The organism is Salinicoccus sp. Marseille-QA3875 (genome assembly GCF_054950095.1).
Genome location: NZ_CM143103.1, coordinates 318,992 through 339,096 on the forward strand (window position 1 = coordinate 318,992; position 20,105 = coordinate 339,096).

The following is a 20,105-nucleotide window of genomic DNA, read 5'->3' on the forward strand; positions in this document are numbered from 1 at the left end:
TGACATTTGTCATGTTTGTGATCTTTATGGCCATTCCACCTGGAATCCGGCGGTTTTCGCAAATGTTTTCACTTCTGTCTCTTCAGGTTTAAATGAGATCTCCTTATCAATGTCAAGAAAATAAAGTGCATATTGAACGGTTGATGCCACGCCGAGCTTCAATACATCTTCATCGATATCAAATTTCGAGTTATGATGATCCGCACCCGTCCCCTTCTCTTCATTTTCAATCCCTAAAAATGCGAACACTCCCGGCAGATATTTTTGATAAAGCGCAAAAGGTTCTGATGCCATCCAGGCAGGATAATTATAAAGACACTCCTCACCAATCGACTCCTTCACGGCTTCCGATGCGATTGCTGCACAGTCCTCCTGATTATAGACGGATAAATCCATCGCTTTCGGCGGAATGATATATTCGTATGTACAGTCATGCAGTGCTGCGATTTTATCCAGCTTATCTTTGAATTCCTTTTCGGCCTTTACCCCCTGATCATAATGTAGGAAGCGGTAAGTGCCCTTGAAGTTCAGACTTTCCGGAATGACATTATGGTTCGAACCACCATTTACACTGCCGATTGAAAATGTAATGGCCTTGAATGGATCGAGGGAATTCATCCGGCTGGATTTCAAGTGATTATAAAAATCGGTAAAGACATCGACAGGCGTACTTGCCAGGTCCGGCCTTGACCCGTGGCCGCCGCTTCCATCTATTCTGACATCAAACATGAAAGCTCCCGCCATCCTCGGTCCCGGATCGACTGATATTTTCCCTGACGGAATATCTGATTTCAAATGGATGCCCCATACGCCGTCTGCGCCGATTTCCAAAATTCTTGACAATATCCCGACAATGCCCCGGCCATTTTCCTCACCCTGTTCAAACGCGAGTATTATACGTCCGTTCAATCGGTCTTTATTTTCAGAAAGAATTTTAGCCGCCCCGAGCAGCATCGCAGTATGCCCGTCATGGCCGCACATATGTGCAGCCTCGTCATTTTTAGAAACAACCGTCTTCTCACCTTTAAGGTTATTATTATTTTCAGTCATGGGAAGCGCGTCCATATCAGCCCTTAAAACCAATGTTTTTCCGGGGTTCTTCCCTTCTATAATAGATAACACACCGCCGTTATGGATCACTTCGGAAGAAAGCCCCATACCCTCAAGCTCGGAAGTCACCAGTCTGATCGTCCTGTCCTCCCCGCCGCTCACTTCCGGATGTTCATGCAGATCTCTTCTTATACCAATCACGTAATCTTCTACCGCTTCGGCATATTTTAAACTGTTCCTTTCCGACAAAGACATGTAGACACTCCTTTCATTTTAAATTTACTTCAAGTCTTCAAACTCACTGCTGATCCTTTCAAGTGCCTCTTTAATCATCGGTCTCGGGGACGGCAGACAGATTCTCTGGAAATCCGCACCTTCTTCGCCGAACATGTCCCCGTCTTCCAATAGAACATTCGCCTTATTATAAATCCGGTCATGCACTGCTTCCGGGCTGATATTATATCCACTGAAGTCGAGCCACATGACATATGTCCCCTCGGGAATATGAAAGTCAACTTTCGGCATATTCTCTTTTAAAAATGAGGTCGTGAATTCAATTGTTTCATCAAGATAGTCATTCAACTGTTCCAGCCACTCATCCCCTTCATTATAGGCAGCGATCAGTGCTGCGATTGTAAACGGTGACGGCATCTGCATACCCAGTTCATTTTTGAACGTCTCTCTTTTATCCGGGTCGGTAATGATGATATTTGAACAGTGAAGTCCAGCTACGTTGAATGTTTTGTTTATCGCAGTTAAAGTGATGATATGTTCAGTATCATCAACCAGCGCTGCAACTGGGGAAAATGACTGGTCTCTACGTATAATATCCCCATGAATCTCATCAGCGATGAGCAGCACATCATTATCTTTGCAAATATCAGAGAGACGAAGCAGATCCTCATCACTGAAAACCCTCCCCGTCGGGTTATGAGGATTGCACAAAATAAACATCTTCGTCGTATCCAGTTTTGCTTTTTCCTCAAAGTCATCAAAATCAATCTGGTATTTTCCATCGTCATCCTGTTTCAAAGGATTGTTGAGAAGTGTTCTTTCATTACCCTCCACGGCACCCGCAAACGGCGGATAGGACGGTCTTTGAATGATGATGCCGTCGCCCGCTTCGGTAAATGCAGTCACGGCCTTGTTCACAGCGAGCACCGTTCCCGGGCAGTAAACAATCTCTTCTTTTAAGATTTTCCAGTCATGCTTTCTTAGAAACCAGTTTTGAATGGCATTATCATATTCCTCCGGGAAGATGGAATAGCCGAAAATTCTATGATCCACCGTGGCATACAATGCATCAATGACCGGCTGAGGTGCCGGCAGATCCATATCGGCTGTAAATAAAGGAATCGTTTCCTCATCATATCTCTCAGTCAATCCCATCTCTTTGATCAACTCTCCCCCGTCCCATTTGACGGAGTATGTACCGCGTCTGTCGACCGGTTCATCAAAATTATAAATCATACATGTTCTCCCCTTTCAGTTCATTCTACAGCTACTTCTGATTTTAGCATCAGACGGCCTATTATCAATATTTTGAACCGCTGCATTTAAATTGATGCTAATTGTTATCCGCCCGGAATTTTTGGGTATTATATGAATAACAACATAAAGCGAATATAATTTCAGGAGGTCATTCAAATGAAGTATGGCATATCGATTACGATGATAATCGTAATTATTTTTGTGTTGATCATTTTATTTAATAACTGAAAAATCGGCAGACTGCTTTTTAACAGCAGTCTGCCGATCGTTGTCATTTCTACTATTTATCTGCTTTCGATTTGCCGACGCCTTTAAAAATCAACCCTATTATTACAGCGATCAATATTGTGCCGCCACCGAAAATGATGAGTGCATTCATAAACTTCGCACGTCCTTCCGACATTCATTTTTATTATGATTTACCTTTTCATGAATGTTTTGAAACATTTTTCGTCTGTTATAATGATGTGTCGTTTTGACTTTCTTCCACCTTCTTGCGTCCCGGTCTCATGACCTTTAATTGAAGCGGCTTGACAAACATTAACACTACGATGATAACAGCAGTCAGGACTGTCAATATCCACAAGTTCAACAGTTTAAAATATGAAAATACAGTCATTAGAAGAATCATAACCGGTATCAGATAAATGGAATATTTGACGACAGGATGGGTCGAAACTTCTACTGTATCGCCACTGTCAACCTGTTTCCGCACCGACTTGGACATGAAATTCTTCACTTTCAATTCCCCAGAGTCTTTTTCTAATTGAACTTCAGATGAACCATTGCCCATTATCGAAAGCTTTTTTTCTCCATCTATATAAACCTCCAGCTCTGTCCATTCACTGTTGACTCGTTCTTTTTTCCTGATGACTGTTACAGACATGATTCAATTCTCCTTTAAGTATGATTATTGAACTTGGCTTGATTTTCAAATTTCTGTTTATCATTTTCACTGTCACCGATGACTTCGACCTGATAGGTCTTAATGATAAAATCGATGATGAATACTATTCCTACGGCAATGATGAAAAAAATGAGATATGGCCAGTATTCAATATTGACAGCCATCATGACACCCGGTGAGAGCGCAAGAAATAACGCAATGAACTGCAGGACATAATGAATCGTCCGTCGGCTGATCATCACGATATCGCCGTCTTTCACAGGAACTGCCTCCACTTTTTCAAATAAAGGCGACAGCCTGAACTCGGCACTTTCATCCGGCAGCTCGACAGTTTTTTCTTCACCGCTTTTTATATCCCCGACCTGCTCATCATTAATTTGAATGATTGTAGGTGTGATTGAATCGAGTCTGTTATATTTCCTTTTCACTTTAATGTGCATTACCGTCTCTCCTCCTTGATACTATGTATCTCTTAAATTTCATTACCAGAGGTTCGCCCGATTGTAATACAGGACAGTTCAGTAATTATTACAACACCGCTCTTATAGAGTCGATACCCGCTTATAGCGGATATACACTTTTATGAATTACTTTAATGATGGTATAATTGCACAAAACAACCAGAGGGGGAATTTCATGATCAAACCACAGCGTCTACATGAAGGCGACACGGTCGCAATCGTTTCACTGTCCAGCGGGCTGGCCGGGGAACCGGGGATCCGCTGGCGTGCGGACCAGGGCATCAAACACATCGAGGAAACTTTCAACTTGAAAGTCAAGGTGATGCCGCACGCTTTCAAAGGTATCGAGTTCTTATATGAACATCCAGAAAAACGTGCCGAAGATTTAAACGATGCTCTGAAAGATCCGGAAGTCAAAGCGATCATATGTGCAATCGGTGGCAAAGAAAGCATCCGACTGCTGCCGTACATCGATTTTGATGCACTAAAAAACAACCCTAAAATTTTCTCGGGTTATTCCGACACCACTTCCAATCATCTGATGTTCTATAATAACAGGATATCCACAAGTTACGGTCCTGCTCTGCTCACGGACTTTGCAGAAAATATCGAGATGGATGAATACACTGTTGAATCAATCAGGAAGACATGGTTCAGTACAGAACCCATCGGAGAAATAAAACCCGCCGCCAAATTGCGCGAATTCGGTTTACAATGGGATATTGAGAATAAAGATAAAAGACGGCCATTGATGGATAACAGCGGCTACGAAAGTATTAATGGCGATGGTATTGCCGAGGGTCATCTGATCGGTGGATGTTTTGAAGTGTTTAACAACATTCGAGGCACGGAACTATTTCCGGATTTGAATCGGTTTGACGATGGGATTTTATTTCTCGAGAATGCCGAATCAAATATTTCCCCTGAAGCGCTTGAAGATAATTTAAGATCTTTATCTGTGATGGGGATATTCGATAGAATCAACGGTGCCGTCATCGGCCGTCCGGAGTCAGGAATATATTATGATGAGTATAAAGAAGTCTGGCAGAAAATCTTAAGAGAAGCCGGTAGAGAAGATTTGCCTGTACTGTATAACCTCAGCTTCGGCCACAATGAACCGAAATTCATCGTTCCTTACGGCCTGAAGGCAAAAGTTGATACTGAAAACCTCACTTTTGAAATTTTGGAAAGTGCCGTCATAGAATAAAAAAGAGAAAGTGGCTTTGAATAAGTCACTTTCTCTTATTTCTTCAAACCTTCAAAGTAGTTTTCCAGCACATCCATTGCCGCATCGACGGAGGCGCTCTCCTGGTTTGATGCGATGAACAGCGCACTTTCATTCATTGCGCCCGAAAGTGAATGCGTCAGCATCTCAAGTGACAAATCTTTGATCTCACCATTTTCCTTCATTAAAGACAAAAGATGCTTTAAATTTTTCATAGAGTATTCCGAATCCAGTTTTCTCCACTCATTCCAACCGAGTACCGACGGCGCATCAATTAAAATGATCTGACGATGTGTGTCGCTGACAGAAGCCTCTATAAATGTCCGGCAGCCGTAATATAATCTATCCCAGTTGTCTTCCCACTTATCAGAGGCAGCGACAACTTCATCGGACACCTCAGCTTGAAGGACCTCAAGAACCTTTATGAACAAGCCCTTTTTATTTTTAAAATGATGATAAAGCGCACCTCTCGTCATACTCACTTCACTGGCAATCGTCTCGAGACTCGTTTCTCCATATCCATATTTTGAAAAGTGCCTGGCAGCAACTGTCATCAATTCATTCTTTGTCTCTTCAGCTTCAGATTCTGTTCTTCTCATATTGTCTCCTTACATAAAATGTTTTTTAAATTCTTCTGATGGCTCAATTTCTTCAATGACATCAATCATGATGCCATTTAAATCTTCGATAATGAAATGCCTCTGCCCAAAATCTTCATCTTTAAGCTCCAGCAATGGCGGTAATTTTTGATCAATAACTAATTCTTCGTATAAAAGTTTAGCATCATCCACTTCAAAATTTAAAATTACATCAGACGTCTTTCTGCCCCTTTTATGCCTGGGTACAGTGTCATGATTACAATCCAGAACTGCCAGCTCATGATACCCCTTTTTCAAATTGACATACCAGTCCATCTCAAAAGTCTTTTCAAAATCAAATTTACCAACGTAAAACTCTGCAGTTTCAGAAACTTTGTCCGTCATGATCACCGGATAAAAACTTTTCATAATCCCTTCCTCCCTTTTGTTTACTTATTACCCATTATACATACAAACAGTATGTATGTAAATAATTTTAATAAAAGAACGCCTGTTATAATGTTCATCCGGCATTCTTAAAAGGATTATCTTATTATTTCATTAACTAGCAGGTGTATATGGTGACCTCCCGACGTCGTTTTCGCGCCTTGTCGGGAAAATACCACTGCCCCGACATCGTTTTCGCACCTTGTCGGGAAAATACCACTGCCCCGACATCGTTTTCGCACCATGTCGGGAAAACACCACTGCCCCGACATCGTTTCAATTCGATGTCGGGACAGCTAAAATAACTTTCTCAAAACACTAAGTCTCTTCCAGATTCCTGCTCTGCCGTCTAAGATCCTCCTCGCGTAACTCCGAAGTTTTCTTGTAATTGATGACGCCGCCCTCGTACTCCTCTTTCACCGCTTCTCTTGAGATTGCTTCTCTACTTTTCTCACGTGCGTACATATTTTCAAGCACTTCCACTTTGAATGTATTTGAGTATCTAGCCGTAATCAACACAGCTAAAACCAGCGGAATAAATGCCCACAACCCGAAATTTTCATAGATTGGGAACATGGCCGGCAATATCAGCAATGATACCAGCAGGCCATACAGCAAATAATTGGCTATCGTGTGCCGGATCAACACTACATCTCCATTTTTGACGGTGACTTTGTTGCTGAGATCAAAAATTTCATTATAGTTGATCTGAAAAAGAGCACCCTGCCTGTGCAGATCGACTGTAAGTTCTTCTTCATTATTAATGGCTCCATGCTTTTCATCATCCAATTTAAAATTGACCGATTTCCAAAATCCGAAAACACCTGTCTTTCTCAACACCCTTATATTCATCTTCCGATCCATTTTCCTCAACAACCTTCTTTGCAAGTTACTACCATTTTAAAGTTTTCCGCGCCATTCATAAAGCATTTATACTTTTATTCATAAAATGTTGAACTCCGTCAACAAACGCTTTTTTAAGTTTTATCCATTCCTACACTGTGTTTACTTTTGCATTTTAATGTATTATTATGAATATCATAATATTGATAAAAGAGGTCTTATTAATGACGTATATTACTGATTCCAAAGAAATATTAGTCCAGATGGTTGACAGTCTGGAGTCGATCTATCCGGATATGATCGAAGTAAGAAGGGATTTTCACATGCATCCGGAACTCTCTTTTAAGGAAGTGCGCACACCGATGATCATAGCTGATCATTTAAAAACTCTGGGCATAGAGACTCATGAAAATGTGGGTACAAGCGGTGTCGTCGGTATACTCCGTGGCAGTTTCCCCGGGCCGACAGTGGCACTCCGTGCAGATTTTGATGCTCTGCCGATGCAGGATGAAAAAGATGTGCCCTATAAATCTACAGTCGATGGTGTGACACATGCATGCGGTCACGATATACATACAACTGCTCTGATGATGGTTGAAAAAATTTTGGTCCAGTACAAAGATCAACTCCACGGCAATATCATTTTTATACATCAGCATGCAGAAGAAGAACCCCCTGGCGGTGCCTCGGAGATTATCGCTTCCGGTCTGCTTGAAGATGTCGATCATATATACGGGGCCCACGTATGGGACGAGGGATCGCTTGGAGAAATCGGTTTTACCGAAGGCTACGCCATGGGCGCCGGTGATAATTTTGAAATCAATTTATACGGCGACGGCGGCCACGGGGCGATGCCTCATTCTTCTGTCGATACACTGGTCGCCGGCTGTCAGCTGGTCGGCAATCTGCAAAATATCATCAGCCGCAGGCTCAATCCGCGTGAATCCGGAGTGGTTACGATCGGGACAATCCGTTCAGGTGATTCATATAACGTGATTCCATCCAAAGCCTATATTGCAGGCACTTCACGTTGTTTCAACCCTAAGACGAAGCAGCAGATCCGCGGCTGGATCGAGCATATTTCAAAAACGACTGCCGAACAGTTCGGAGCCTCCGCCGAAGTGAATTTTGCGCAAGGCTATGATGCAGTTTATAATCATATTCCCGAGACCAGGAATTTAAGAGCACTTGTCGACACTCATCTGCCAGAAATGAGCACGGTGGATAAAGAACCTGCGCTCACTGCCGAAGACTTTGCTGACTACTTAAAAGAATTTCCTGGCACATTCTTCTTCGTCGGAGCACACAGTGATGAAACAAAGCCCAGATACTCCCTCCACCACCCGAAATTCAACCCGGATGAGCGTTCGATGGTCAACATCGGTAAAGTACTTTTAACGGCGGTGGCTCATCACCTCTTCGGACTGGAGGCATCGCATGACTGACATTGACAATAAAAACCAAAGTCCCAAAAAGAAAAAGTGGGAGATGCCGGACACTTACGTCATCGTATTTCTCGTTCTGCTCTTTGTAACGGTTGCTACATATTTTGTGCCTGCGGGTCTTTTCGACCGTGAAGAGGTCGATGGTGTGGAACGTGTAATATCCGGTTCCTTCAGTTCTGCCGAAGCGAACCCTGCCGGTATCATGGACTTATTCCTTGCGATTCAGACCGGCATGGTGGAATCCGGCGGTTTGATCTTTCTGGTGTTATTTGCCGGAGGCATGTTTGAAGTGATAGAAAGAACCGGTGCAATCAGAGCAGGAATACTGTCGACCATCTCAAACATGCGAGGAAAAGAATTTTTATTGATTGCGGTCATTACGACGCTCTTTGCACTCGGTGGAGCGGTTGGTGCACTTGCCAACTCGGTGATTCCGTTTGTCGCAATCGGTGTCGTGCTTGCCCGTGCATTAAAGCTCGATGCGATTGTTGCTGTTGCAATCACATTCAATGCGGCATTCATCGGGTTTACAGCCGGCTTCCTGAATCCTTACACGGTTGGAATCGCCCACAATATTGCTGATGTTCCTTTATTTTCAGGTATGATGTTCAGAATTATAACTTTTGTCATTCTGGTCGGCATCTCAATCTGGTACACATGGAGATACTGTAAGACGATCATGAATGATCCGGCCCGCAGTTTAATGGGCGTACTTGAGGCAGATGACGAAGATCCTGAGCTGGATGAGAAATTCACCTTAAGACATAAACTCATTTTGACATGGACGGCTTTGGCGCTGCTATTTTTTGTCTTTGCAGTCGTTCAATTCGAGTGGACCACCGATCACATGGCTGCATTCTTCATCATCATCGGGCTCGTTGCCGGAATCATCGCCGGGATGAACTACAATACACTCACTTTGACTTTCCTGGAAGGTTGTAAGAAGCTGGTCTATGGCGCATTAATTATCGGACTGGCAAGAGCTGTACTCGTAATCATGGAAAATGCAAACATTCTGGATACTCTCGTCAACGGTCTCTCTGCCCCGCTTGAGCTGTTTCCGCCGGTACTGACTGCGATCGGGATGTTCATCATCAACTCGGTATTCAATTTCTTTGTGCCGTCAGGCAGCGGTCAGGCGGCAATCATGATGCCGATTCAAGTACCGCTTGCTGATATGATCGGCATCAACAGACAGATTTCAGTACTCGCTTTCCAGTTAGGTGACGGATTATCAAATTCACTTTATCCGACCTCCGGACCATTGATGGCAAGCCTTGCAGTGGCAGCAGTCCCGTGGTTGAAGTGGGCCAGATGGTTCCTGCCGTTATTTTTACTTTTATCACTCGCATCCATGGTCCTGCTTGCGATCGCAGTAGTCATCAACCTGGGGCCACTTTAAACGAAAGTGTTATGTCCTTTAATTGTAGTTTTCATGCGTTTATCATATATTATATTTAAAGAACGACATCATATACTTTTGGAGGAAGCTTTATGAACAGACAAGAAGAAAAGATTATGGAACTTGCTGAAGCCAAAGATGAAATTATTGTTTTGCAGCCAAGAAAGGACCAGTCTTTCGCAAGAATGGCCATTACAGAATTCATGAACCTCCCTTTTACTTCTAAAAGTGCACTTGAGGAGAGAGTCAAAGTAAACTCGTACTTTTTAATCAGAAATGCTGATAAAAACACACTGTACTCAATGAATGAAGATTTAAAATATGATTCGTATGATGTGTCTGAGGCAGTCAAAGAATCAAATGACCAAAATTCATTTGTTTTTATGGGTTATAAATTCAAGTACATTGAAGTAATAGAGTAGATGAAACGCCACCGTGTGCTTACACGATGGCGTTTTTTCATTCTTCCAGAAACCGTATTATGTGTCTGTTCACCATTCCCGGCTGTTCATGGTTGACCCAGTGCGTCGCATTTTCAATCCATGCAATATTGCCGGATTCAAGGAGCTTGAAACTTGCTTCAGCCAGTTCTTTGGATAAAAACTGATCGCCGACACCCCAGATGATCTGGACCGGTACTTTGACTTTTCTCTCAAGACTGTTTAAACTGACCGGCGCCGTCCGATACCAGTTCAACATGCCGGTGAGTGCGCCCTCCCTCGACCAGGCATTCTGATATTCTTTAAAATCTGCTTCGCTGAAAGTATTTTTATTACTGGATTGTTTTAAGGCACGCTCCATATATTTATAGCTACCGATGCTTAAAAGCTTTTCTGGCAGCTTGGGTATTTGGAAAAATAATATATACAGGCTTTTGAATATTTGTTTTGGATGCCGCTTCATGACTTCAGGCATGACTGCCGGATGCGGGATGTTAATTGCTATGAATTTCTTAACAGCTTCAGGCTCTGTACTTGCCAAATGCCAGCCTACCGCCCCGCCCCAGTCATGACCGATGATGATTGCACTGTCCTGGTTGAAATGATGGATGATGTCCACCACATCACGTCCCAGTTTATCGATGTGGTATTCACTCACACCCTCAGGCTTATCACTTTTGTTATAGCCGCGCTGGTCAGGCACCACCACTCTGTATCCTTTATCAGCAAGTACATCAATCTGATTCTTCCAGCCATACCAGAACTCTGGGAATCCGTGCAGAAGAACGACCAGTTCCCCGCCTTCACTGCCGGCCACTTTGACATGAAAATTGAGTCCGTTCACTTCTATATATTGCGATTCGTATTTGCTCATTGAATCACCTCATTTTATTATTTAGATACTATACCCTTGGTATTGATTAAGAAATCCGGATAAGAATAAAAACCGTAATAACAGTCGTAAGCTTTGATGAATTTTTAGTGAAGCTTACGATTTACTGCTTCGGATTCGTAAGCTTCTGTTAATTTCAAGATAAGCTTACGTTTATAGCCTTTGATTTCGTAAGCTTTTGAAGATTTTTGTTTAAGCTTACGATTCTCGACAGTGATTTCGTAAGCTTTCGAGGATTTCAGCACATGCTTACGATTCCCCCTCCCAGCGCTAAAATTTGCCTATCTCGAATTCAAGATATAAAATAGAGTTGAACACAATAACATAAAAAGGGGTTTTATGAATGGCAAAGTTGGATGGTAAGGTCGCTGTTGTTACAGGGGCAGCTTCAGGAATGGGTAAGGAGATCGCTGTTCTTTACGGCAAAGAAGGTGCAAAGGTCATTGTTGCAGATTTTAATTTTGAAGGTGCCGAATCTGTAGCAAAAGAAATTACTGATGCCGGCGGTTCTGCACAGGCAATCAGCGTCAATGTTACAGACCAGAAACAGATTGAAGATATGATCGATACCGCAATTGATTCATTCGGTGATCTGAACATTCTCGTCAATAACGCCGGGATCATGGATGGATTTGAACCTGTCGGTGAAATCACTGATGAAAAATGGGATCAGATTTTCGATGTAAATACTAAAGGTGTTATGCGTGCAATGCGCAAGGCTGTCAATTACTGGGTGGAAAATGAAAAAGAAGGCACGGTTGTCAATACTATTTCAACCGGCGGCCTGAACGGCGCACATGCTGGTGTCGCCTACGGTGCATCAAAGCATGCGGTCGTTGCACTCACTAAAAATACCGGCTGGATGTATGCTAAAAAAGGCATCCGTGTGAATGGCATCGCACCGGGCTCCATCGAAACGAACATCGGTTCAAGCATTAAAGATGTCAGCGAGCTCGGCATGGAACGTGCCGGGACGACACACGCCCTGTCGCCAAGAGTCGGCCAGGCCAAAGAAGTCGCAGAAGCTGCACTGTTCCTCGGTTCTGATGCAGCAAGTTTTGTAAACGGTACAGTCCTCACTGTTGATGGCGGCTGGACTGCAGGTTTCTAAAATAAAAACCGATTTTCCGTTGTGCGGGGCCATCCCTGCACAGCGGAATTTTATTGTCATGAAATAAACAGATTCATTTTTTATATGCTTTTCACATGTTATTATGAGTAGCACTAGAAATTAAAGGGAATTGTCATATAAAGGGTGATTTTATGAATGATAATAAGATTTCTTTTATCGTCTACGGTGCATTTTTCTCGGTGCTGCCGGTGATTTATTTGATAAATTTCATCATCAATCAGACACCTCCCCCGCTTCTCACCTTCTATAGTCTGATCATCGTTGCTGTGATGAGCTTTTCATTCTCATATTTATCTGTAAATTTCCGCAAAAATAACAAGGTGGAAAAACGATCGATAATCAAAAAAGGGATCATCACAGGTTTCATCGTCATGTTCATCTCCATTGCGGTTACATTGCCGGTTGTCGCATTAAACCTTTTCGATATTCATCTTTTGCATCTGTTTATGATATTATTCACCATCTTGATTTCCAGCGCTTTCATTTCAACTGTTGTGTATACGAAAAAATCATTGGGCACCCGGTAGCTGTTCGTCATTTTAAATCCCTTTAGGTATACTTTGCCTAAAGGGATTTTTAAGGGGATGAACCAATGTTTGAATACTATATCGTCACCGCTATATTAATTATAATTTCAGTCATTTTATACACCTGCCACAACACCTCACAATATCCTGCCAGAATCGGCTTATTATCCTGGATGGCACTTCTGTTATATTTCCCGATTGAGATACTCATCATCAGCCGGACAACGAAACCGTACAGTATAATGGATCAGGCAATGAGTGACCTCGGTGTGCTGTCATGCGGCAGTAACACTTACCCGCTCGCTCTATATGAAATCTGTTCGCCCATGGCGCATGAAATGAATATCATATTCATACTGACCGGCATACTGATTGCCTCAGGTGCTGTATTGCTCCACCACTTTTGGGGCAGCAGTAAATGGACAATCGCTGCGACCGTACTTCTCATCATTTACGGGCTCGGCTATACAGTATCGGGAATTTATCCAGCGGACGTCAACTTCTGGGCTCATACACTGCCGTCTATGCCTTCAATGATTTTGCAAATACCTGCAATGTTCTTGATCGCCAGATCCATCAGACACAAGTGGCCCGCCCTTGCCCGCTTCACGATCATCTGCATGGTCATTTCCACTTTGAGCCTGATTATGATAATCATCGGCTTTCCGGCTGGCCTGATGCAGAGACTTCTCTACTTTTCAGTGTGGTTCTGGATGGGTATCACAGCGATTATTTTGTGGAGAAAACATAAATGAAGATGCGTTTTCGAACAGAATTATATTCATATATCATATAATTGAGTCATTAGGATAATCTTTTCACCAGGAGGCATGTAAATTTGGAGAAAACAGAAGAAAAGATTCTTATGCTGGCAAAAACAGATACTAAAATCATCGAGCTTCAGCCGCAAAAAGCCAGGCGGACCGTGAAGGATATACTGGACTTGTTTTTATTCATCCCGTTGAACTATAAAACTGCAGTGAGAGATTTGGTACAAAGAAACACTTACTATTTAATCACTGACGATGAACAATATTTCCTCTATGAAATTGATCCTGGTCTGGAATCAAGGCGCGAAGATATCAGCGATATAGTGCTGAAACATATCAACCATACTTCATTTGTCTATAATGGATATGAATATAAGCTAAGTAAAAGGATACGATGATCAGACTGCCGGAGACACCTTTGATCCGGCAGTCTTTTATGCAAAAAAGCACCACGCAGAAACGCGCAGTGCCATATATATTTACTTATCATTTTTACTTTTTTGATTGTCTGACGGTTTTTTCCTGGATTTGAAACCCAGCTCTTCAGCTTTTTTGTATAGTGCTTCTGAACGCTTTTTAGAGGCTTTTATACTTTCCCGCTGACTGTTCAGAATATCATTTTCAGATTCTTTAAATGAAGCACTCACCATACAATCACCCCGTATCACTATTTACGTTAATATTATCATAATGATATGCAAGCGCACAAACGTCTGCATAAAATTTCAACGTATTAATGTCCGCTTCTATGAAGCCGTCGATGCCTTCACTTTGAATGCACAGTACACCGACGACGGTGTGATTAATTTTGACGGGCAATCCTATGATGGAGCCGTAGTTATGATTTGGTGAGAAATCTCCTTTAAAATAAGTGCTCGTGCAAATATTTGAAACCAGTTCCACTTCGCCTGTCTTCCATATGTTACCGGCAAACCCTTCCCCGTATTCAAATTCCCTTGATCTTGTCGACGTGAAATTAACTCTGTGGTAAGCAGTCATTTTAAGTACATCATCTTCAATGATATACAGCGTCGACGACTTGTCAGAGCGGTCCTGGTGCAGAACAGTGATACATTCATCCAGAACATTATTATAAAATTCCATTGTCCATCCTGAATGATTTTCATCAATCAGACTCGTCAGGGACCGGATCAGCCGGCTGCTGTTTTTATGATGCCGGATAAAAGTTTCACTGACATACTGGACATTTTCAAGCTCAACATCCTTCACTGCCAATTCATCCAGCAATGAACCCGTAAAACTTTCAAGCTTCTGATTATCTTCTTTTATTTTCATGTTTTCTTCCTGAATACTTTTCATTTCTTCGAGGCTGATATCTTCAAAATAAGGGTCATACACCGGGTTGTGGAACCTTAATCCAAATATTGATATTTTTTCCGCAGAAGATCTGAAACCCTTCGCCACCTCTACCGTGAGTGAAAATAGCCCGGCAATCGAACATATGGCTAAAATGATGTGAATATAAGTGATGCCGGCTGCCAAGTCGGCCTGTTCCAATATTCTCGAAGAACTGCCGGCGACAATGATTAAAGCAATCGCCACAAAAATAAGACCGATTACATAACTGAAAAAGTGTTTTTTAGACATAATAAACCTCCTGCCCATCTAAAAACAGAACGTATGTTCGTATTAAATATAATACAAATCAGCACATAATTCAATCAGTAATTACTCGTGACTCTCAGGATACAAATATAAAAGAATCCATTTTGATCAGCTTTCACCAAAATGGATTCCTTATAATAACCGGCTGTTTCACTCAATCGAGGTATTTTATTCTGATCGCAAGCGTGCCGTACGTCCGCTCCTGCTCCGGTGTATAGATTTCATATGTGTTATTTACCATCTTTTCAATAGTATCACCACGAGCACCCATCTCTATCGCCGAAACATTTTCGTACATATCTTTAAACGTTGGAAAGGCTGTCAGCTCCTTCACTTCTGCGCGAATCTCTTCTGCTTCGTCCGGTACTTGTATAAACCGGATTGTATCCCCGACTTCGATCTTTCTCCGTTTCTCATCATTCAATCTGACTTCAATGACTTTATTGCCACTTTTAATATTATTCAAATGTTCTTTGAACAACCCCATCGTATGTTCCAAAATTACATCTCCCAATCAATAATTATAAAAATAAAAACACGGTTCCCGCTGCCATCAGCACCGCACCGGTAAAGTAGCAGCATGCTGCAGCCGACTTTCCTGTGGGACTGGTTTTATTTTCACTCTGACCCATGGCATATATGACAGCGCCGCCTGCAGCAATGGCGACTGACATCGCAATATATATCCATGTCTGATACAGCCAGAAATAGAGCACGAAGTGTATCGTCAACGAGGCACTGAAAACAAATGGAATGAATGTATGCTGTTTTTTCGCCTGCATGACGATGATCAAAGGTAAAATCAACATCTGGCTCATTGCGATTGTCATCACCAGCTGTGTAAAAATATCCCCGCCCGGTCGTTCGGTCAGCGCACCCATAAAATATGAAATCAGCAGTGCGGCCGGCAGAGCGACCAATCCTTGGAACAGGGTCGCATACCCGGCTGTATTTTCCGTAGTTTTCTGCCAGAAAACACCACAGGCGATCCATGTCACACCAAAAGACATCAGAAACGCGACACCATACTGGTTCAGCTCTGCCAGACTCTCCAAAATCAATACGATTTCATTTGCTTCCATAACTGCCTCCTCTGCTGCGCTTTTAGTTACATTATAAACTGCATGGAAGCAATTTCAAAATTTAGTTGTAAATTTATCCATGAATGTTGATTCTCCGGTTTTAGACGTTTAAGACCCCCGACATTTAAGGTATAGATAGGAGATTAATCAAGGAGGGTATTTTATTCATGAAAGTACTTGTAGTTGGGGCAAACGGACAGATTGGCCATCAGGTCGTTGAAAAATTGAAAGATAAAGGACACGACCCGGTCGCAATGGTGCGTAAAGAAGAACAGACTAAGCAGTTCAAAGATAAAGGAATCAACACTGTGCTGGGTGACCTTGAAAAAGATTTCTCACACGCATTCGAAGGTGTCGACACAGTGGTATTTGCTGCAGGTTCAGGCGGCAGCACAGGCCCTGATATGACGCTTGTCATCGACCAGGAAGGTGCGATTGAAACCGTCGATAACGCGAAAAATGCCGGTGTGAAGCACTTTGTCATTGTCAGTTCGATGGGTGCAGATTCACCTAAAGAACAAAAAGACATCAAGCATTATATGTATGCCAAACACCGTGCCGACGAATATTTGAAAGCATCCGGTCTTAATTATACAATCATCCGTCCGGGCATGCTGCAAAATGAAGGCGGCACCGGTAAGGTCAGCCTGTCGGAAGAGAACCAGGAATTCGGTAACGTTCAACGTGAAGATGTGGCATCAGTAATCGTTCAGTCTGTTGACTCGAACAAAGCTGAGAATAAAGTGTACACACTGCTCGAAGGTGATACACCGGTTGAAGATCTATTCAAATAAAATTTTCTATGTTCGCACGATACCTCCTGACTTTAGGATGTCGTGCGAATTTTTATTTTAATAACTCAGGTTAAGAAGGCTGCCGGTCAACCAGACACGCCAGTGACCAATAAAACTCTCCACTTTAACCAGCCTGATATTGAATATTCCAATTCGTCTTTTTTATTCCATCATGGACAAGTATAATGATATATAAATTATTTATAGGGGGAATGTATTAATATGAAAGGGAATCAAAAGATAAAGCCTGATAATTTTGGGAAAGCTTTTTTAAAAAAGCCGCCCAAAAATATTTACAGTCAATTCATCGATGATCTTAAGGGGGTCATCACTCTCGATAAATTTGAAAAGATGGTCGAAAATTTCAATAAAGATATCAATCAGTTTCATTTAAAACATATTTCCCATCTGGGAAACCATACACATTATTTATGGCTGGATGACAGGAGAAAGAAAGCTCTGAGTGTCTACTTCGGGCCGGATGATATGATACATATGCTGACGATAAAGCCATTTACCGTTTTTCAGGATTATGGTAAAAGTGTTTCTGACATTTCCTACTCCATGCCGATCAATGAAGAATGGATGGTCTTCTGGGGCGGGGATAATGAGTTCATCAACTACCATTATGTGTATGGTTCTCAAAGATATGCGTATGATCTCCTAATCATCAAAGACGGTACAACACATCAGGGTGATCCGACACAAAATGAAAGTTATTATGCCTTCGACAAAGAAGTCACCGCTCCTGCCGGCGGCAAGGTGGTCAAAGTGGTCAATCATATCAGAGATAACGAGCCCGGTAAGATGAATGAAAAAAGGCCGACCGGAAATCATGTCATCATTCAGCATGCACCGAAGGAATACAGTGTCATCGCCCATTTAAAAAAAGAATCCATCAAAGTCGATGAAGGCGATATTGTCCAGCAGGGTCAGGTCATCGGGAGAAGCGGGAATTCCGGCAACTCTTCAGAACCCCATATCCATTTTCAGGTGATGGACAAAGCAAGACTCGTCAGAGCAAAATCATTCAGAATCAGATTTGAGGACGGCAGTGAACCCTCTCAAGGAGACCTGGTAAACAAAACATCAGGTAATAAAAAATTCTATCCTGGTGATTTGGAAGCACCTAAAATATCTGATGATACATCCATAATGACTGCGATTTCAGATTCAGTCAGCAAGTGGTTTAAGAGGTGAAATAGCACTCCATCATTAAAATAAAACCCGTAGATCGAACCGACAGTAAGAGGTTCAATCATACGGGTTATCTGTGGTATATCTATTATTTATCTTAAATACAGTTTTTCAAAATCTATAAACTTACATATTTATGTGCCGTCAGGTGGTATAATTAAAAAGGCAGAAAAGTGAATGTGATGGTGGCAAATCCTTCATGAAAGAGGTGGTGCTTATGATAGTGCCCGTAAAATCTTTAGAAAGGAAAGCCGATGTGATGAGTTTTGTGGAATCATTGCAGTTGATGTTGAGTTTTGGAATTTTCATTCTCACATTAATTACTGTAGTGATTGCCATAATTAAATTATCGCAAAATAAATAGCCATCCACACTTTTGATATGATGGCTATTTAAATAGCAACATGTCACCGTCTAAAACGGTTCTGCCAAGAGTCCATGTGTCAGCATGGGCTCTTTTCACTTATATTATACCCGATTTCAAGAAAATAAACATCAATTGAAAATAAGAGTACTTTAACTTTTCAAATCTAAATAATTTTCCAGCCTATATGCCATAAAAACAAGTGCTGCAGCGCCTGCTCCCATCATAACGCCATCGAAAACAAACCCTAACAACCCTCCCACTAAAACGAATGTGGTCAACTGTGACTTCAACATCGAAACCATCCCTTCTTTGTCATTAACAAACTAAATTTCATCAGTGAACTGGATCTTCATAATATACAACAGATCCACGTCACCAGCTATTTCATTTATATGCTCATCTAAATCAATATTTGATGGCATGTCCGGTTCCAGTTCGAATACCGGCATTCGTGAAGCATCATTAAGAGCGACCATTGCCGCCACAACTTCCTCATCTTCCGTTAAAGTATATCCATCTTCACTCAATAGAGGGCCATAGGCGATAGCGTATTCCGGATCGATTGCAACATCAGTACCGGTAAGCGATGAATCGACTGTATCTTCATTTTGATTGATGGCTAATTGAAAATCAATACTTTCTCCCTCACTATGTTCAGGAACGATATTATTTAAAAAGAATGCAAGCTCCCCTTCATCTTCTTCAATATCTGCCAGGTTTTGTGTCAATGATAGGACTGTCCCCTCTTTTTCACCATTGACATATTGATCGATATAAATATTCAAATTGGTAAATTCATCATCATTCGCTTCATACTCAAAATCGTAAACAAGATTTCCCAAATCATTCTGTATTACCACTACTTCTTCGTCTTCTTCCTGATCTATCAGAGTAACCTTGTTATCATTGCCAAAACTGCATGCAGTAAGAGAAATTGTTGTCATCAATAAAATGCTGATTTTCTTCATTCTGCTCCCCTTTTGTTTCAGAAATCAATTCATATGATGATGCAATTGTAACATTATGTAAAATTGAAAACAGCCACCTTCCACTTGAAGATGACTGTCCTAAATAATAATCCTCATCATTATTTACTTAATTTATGAATGATATATTGGTTTAAAGATACACCTTCGAGCTTAGCTGCCTGGCTCAAATTTTTATGCAGACTTTTAGGCATGCGCACACGGAGGTTGCCGCTGAAATCACCGTCACTTATCGGTTCAGGCATTTCTTCCGCTTCTTCTATCATATCTTCTATAAATCCTTCTAATACTTCATAGATATTATTATGTGCTTCTTCCTTAGTCTCGCCGGTTGCTATACAACCATCGAATTCTAATACTCTTGCTGCAAAATAATTACCAGCCTCATCCGATACAGGTTTAATGATAATATTGTAAGGTTTCTTAAGATATTCTTCTAACAC

At 41.8% G+C, this 20,105-nt stretch carries 26 protein-coding genes; 11 read left to right on the top strand and 15 right to left on the bottom strand.

The annotated features are described in order from the left end of the window. Nucleotides 1–24 precede the first annotated feature (24 nt). From ACY8DT_RS01785 to ACY8DT_RS01800, 4 genes are all read right to left on the bottom strand, one after another. A complete protein-coding gene (locus tag ACY8DT_RS01785; protein ID WP_462421235.1) occupies nucleotides 25–1,305 on the bottom strand; it encodes an amidohydrolase in 1,281 nt (426 codons plus the stop codon). A 24-nt stretch (nucleotides 1,306–1,329) separates the two neighbouring features. Beyond that, entirely contained in the window at nucleotides 1,330–2,520 is a 1,191-nt protein-coding gene (locus ACY8DT_RS01790) for a MalY/PatB family protein (RefSeq protein ID WP_462421236.1), read from the bottom strand. A 478-nt stretch (nucleotides 2,521–2,998) separates the two neighbouring features. Beyond that, a complete protein-coding gene (locus ACY8DT_RS01795; RefSeq protein ID WP_462421237.1) occupies nucleotides 2,999–3,427 on the bottom strand; it encodes a hypothetical protein in 429 nt (142 codons plus the stop codon). A 14-nt stretch (nucleotides 3,428–3,441) separates the two neighbouring features. Beyond that, on the bottom strand, nucleotides 3,442–3,888 hold the full coding sequence (locus tag ACY8DT_RS01800) for a hypothetical protein (RefSeq protein ID WP_462421238.1): 447 nt from the start codon (nucleotides 3,886–3,888) through the stop codon (nucleotides 3,442–3,444). A 196-nt stretch (nucleotides 3,889–4,084) separates the two neighbouring features. Between ACY8DT_RS01800 and ACY8DT_RS01805 the strand changes: the two genes are divergently transcribed. Further along, on the top strand, nucleotides 4,085–5,116 hold the full coding sequence (locus tag ACY8DT_RS01805) for a S66 family peptidase (RefSeq protein ID WP_462421239.1): 1,032 nt from the start codon (nucleotides 4,085–4,087) through the stop codon (nucleotides 5,114–5,116). A gap of 35 nt (nucleotides 5,117–5,151) precedes the next feature. Here ACY8DT_RS01805 and ACY8DT_RS01810 read toward each other — a convergent pair whose 3' ends face one another. The 3 genes from ACY8DT_RS01810 to ACY8DT_RS01820 form a co-directional block, all read right to left on the bottom strand. Next, entirely contained in the window at nucleotides 5,152–5,733 is a 582-nt protein-coding gene (locus ACY8DT_RS01810; RefSeq protein WP_462421240.1) for a TetR/AcrR family transcriptional regulator, read from the bottom strand. Between the two features lie 9 nt (nucleotides 5,734–5,742). Continuing rightward, entirely contained in the window at nucleotides 5,743–6,141 is a 399-nt protein-coding gene (locus ACY8DT_RS01815) for a VOC family protein (protein WP_462421241.1), read from the bottom strand. Between the two features lie 336 nt (nucleotides 6,142–6,477). Next, a complete protein-coding gene (locus ACY8DT_RS01820; RefSeq protein ID WP_462421242.1) occupies nucleotides 6,478–7,023 on the bottom strand; it encodes a hypothetical protein in 546 nt (181 codons plus the stop codon). Nucleotides 7,024–7,226: 203 nt separating this feature from the next. Here ACY8DT_RS01820 and ACY8DT_RS01825 point away from each other — a divergent pair, with 203 nt between their 5' ends. The 3 genes from ACY8DT_RS01825 (at nucleotide 7,227) to ACY8DT_RS01835 (ending at nucleotide 10,271) form a co-directional block, all read left to right on the top strand. Beyond that, nucleotides 7,227–8,447, top strand: coding sequence for a M20 metallopeptidase family protein (locus tag ACY8DT_RS01825; RefSeq protein WP_462421243.1), 1,221 nt, complete (start codon nucleotides 7,227–7,229; stop codon nucleotides 8,445–8,447). Beyond that, nucleotides 8,440–9,849 (top strand): YfcC family protein, encoded by a 1,410-nt coding sequence (locus tag ACY8DT_RS01830; RefSeq protein ID WP_462421244.1) that lies wholly within the window; start codon nucleotides 8,440–8,442, stop codon nucleotides 9,847–9,849. Before ACY8DT_RS01825 ends, ACY8DT_RS01830 begins: the two co-directional genes overlap by 8 nt. Nucleotides 9,850–9,941: 92 nt before the next feature. Continuing rightward, complete coding sequence (locus tag ACY8DT_RS01835) at nucleotides 9,942–10,271, top strand: hypothetical protein (protein ID WP_462421245.1); 330 nt, start codon at nucleotides 9,942–9,944, stop codon at nucleotides 10,269–10,271. 37 nt (nucleotides 10,272–10,308) lie between these two features. Here ACY8DT_RS01835 and ACY8DT_RS01840 read toward each other — a convergent pair whose 3' ends face one another. Then, the gene (locus ACY8DT_RS01840; RefSeq protein WP_462421246.1) at nucleotides 10,309–11,163 is read right to left on the bottom strand and encodes an alpha/beta fold hydrolase; all 855 of its coding nucleotides are present in this window, start codon (nucleotides 11,161–11,163) and stop codon (nucleotides 10,309–10,311) included. Nucleotides 11,164–11,524: 361 nt separating this feature from the next. Between ACY8DT_RS01840 and ACY8DT_RS01845 the strand changes: the two genes are divergently transcribed. The 4 genes from ACY8DT_RS01845 to ACY8DT_RS01860 all read left to right on the top strand — a co-directional run bounded on the left by ACY8DT_RS01845 (nucleotide 11,525) and on the right by ACY8DT_RS01860 (nucleotide 14,008). Next, the gene (locus ACY8DT_RS01845) at nucleotides 11,525–12,292 is read left to right on the top strand and encodes a glucose 1-dehydrogenase (RefSeq protein WP_462421247.1); all 768 of its coding nucleotides are present in this window, start codon (nucleotides 11,525–11,527) and stop codon (nucleotides 12,290–12,292) included. 152 nt (nucleotides 12,293–12,444) lie between these two features. Beyond that, nucleotides 12,445–12,840: a hypothetical protein gene (locus tag ACY8DT_RS01850; protein ID WP_462421248.1), complete on the top strand. Its 396-nt coding sequence runs from the start codon at nucleotides 12,445–12,447 to the stop codon at nucleotides 12,838–12,840. 65 nt (nucleotides 12,841–12,905) lie between these two features. Further along, nucleotides 12,906–13,595, top strand: a complete 690-nt coding sequence (locus ACY8DT_RS01855; RefSeq protein ID WP_462421249.1) for a DUF998 domain-containing protein — start codon at nucleotides 12,906–12,908, stop codon at nucleotides 13,593–13,595. 83 nt (nucleotides 13,596–13,678) lie between these two features. Next, on the top strand, nucleotides 13,679–14,008 hold the full coding sequence (locus ACY8DT_RS01860; protein WP_462421250.1) for a hypothetical protein: 330 nt from the start codon (nucleotides 13,679–13,681) through the stop codon (nucleotides 14,006–14,008). 81 nt (nucleotides 14,009–14,089) lie between these two features. Here the strand turns inward: ACY8DT_RS01860 and ACY8DT_RS01865 are convergent, their stop codons facing one another. The 4 genes from ACY8DT_RS01865 to ACY8DT_RS01880 all read right to left on the bottom strand — a co-directional run bounded on the left by ACY8DT_RS01865 (nucleotide 14,090) and on the right by ACY8DT_RS01880 (nucleotide 16,318). Further along, complete coding sequence (locus tag ACY8DT_RS01865; protein WP_462421251.1) at nucleotides 14,090–14,260, bottom strand: hypothetical protein; 171 nt, start codon at nucleotides 14,258–14,260, stop codon at nucleotides 14,090–14,092. Nucleotides 14,261–14,264: 4 nt separating this feature from the next. Continuing rightward, nucleotides 14,265–15,218: a GAF domain-containing protein gene (locus ACY8DT_RS01870; RefSeq protein ID WP_462421252.1), complete on the bottom strand. Its 954-nt coding sequence runs from the start codon at nucleotides 15,216–15,218 to the stop codon at nucleotides 14,265–14,267. Between the two features lie 172 nt (nucleotides 15,219–15,390). After that, nucleotides 15,391–15,735: an ASCH domain-containing protein gene (locus tag ACY8DT_RS01875; protein ID WP_462421253.1), complete on the bottom strand. Its 345-nt coding sequence runs from the start codon at nucleotides 15,733–15,735 to the stop codon at nucleotides 15,391–15,393. Between the two features lie 22 nt (nucleotides 15,736–15,757). After that, a complete protein-coding gene (locus ACY8DT_RS01880; protein ID WP_462421254.1) occupies nucleotides 15,758–16,318 on the bottom strand; it encodes a DUF7010 family protein in 561 nt (186 codons plus the stop codon). Between the two features lie 167 nt (nucleotides 16,319–16,485). Here ACY8DT_RS01880 and ACY8DT_RS01885 point away from each other — a divergent pair, with 167 nt between their 5' ends. The 3 genes from ACY8DT_RS01885 (at nucleotide 16,486) to ACY8DT_RS01895 (ending at nucleotide 18,673) form a co-directional block, all read left to right on the top strand. Next, nucleotides 16,486–17,112, top strand: a complete 627-nt coding sequence (locus ACY8DT_RS01885) for an SDR family oxidoreductase (RefSeq protein WP_462421255.1) — start codon at nucleotides 16,486–16,488, stop codon at nucleotides 17,110–17,112. A gap of 222 nt (nucleotides 17,113–17,334) precedes the next feature. Then, the gene (locus ACY8DT_RS01890) at nucleotides 17,335–18,312 is read left to right on the top strand and encodes a M23 family metallopeptidase (RefSeq protein WP_462421256.1); all 978 of its coding nucleotides are present in this window, start codon (nucleotides 17,335–17,337) and stop codon (nucleotides 18,310–18,312) included. Nucleotides 18,313–18,595: 283 nt separating this feature from the next. Further along, the gene (locus ACY8DT_RS01895; RefSeq protein ID WP_462422205.1) at nucleotides 18,596–18,673 is read left to right on the top strand and encodes a putative holin-like toxin; all 78 of its coding nucleotides are present in this window, start codon (nucleotides 18,596–18,598) and stop codon (nucleotides 18,671–18,673) included. A 152-nt stretch (nucleotides 18,674–18,825) separates the two neighbouring features. Here the strand turns inward: ACY8DT_RS01895 and ACY8DT_RS01900 are convergent, their stop codons facing one another. From ACY8DT_RS01900 to ACY8DT_RS01910, 3 genes are all read right to left on the bottom strand, one after another. Continuing rightward, complete coding sequence (locus ACY8DT_RS01900) at nucleotides 18,826–18,969, bottom strand: hypothetical protein (protein ID WP_462421257.1); 144 nt, start codon at nucleotides 18,967–18,969, stop codon at nucleotides 18,826–18,828. A 30-nt stretch (nucleotides 18,970–18,999) separates the two neighbouring features. Continuing rightward, nucleotides 19,000–19,644, bottom strand: a complete 645-nt coding sequence (locus ACY8DT_RS01905; protein ID WP_462421258.1) for a putative periplasmic lipoprotein — start codon at nucleotides 19,642–19,644, stop codon at nucleotides 19,000–19,002. A gap of 119 nt (nucleotides 19,645–19,763) precedes the next feature. Beyond that, the gene (locus ACY8DT_RS01910; protein ID WP_462421259.1) at nucleotides 19,764–20,105 is read right to left on the bottom strand and encodes a toxin-antitoxin system HicB family antitoxin; all 342 of its coding nucleotides are present in this window, start codon (nucleotides 20,103–20,105) and stop codon (nucleotides 19,764–19,766) included.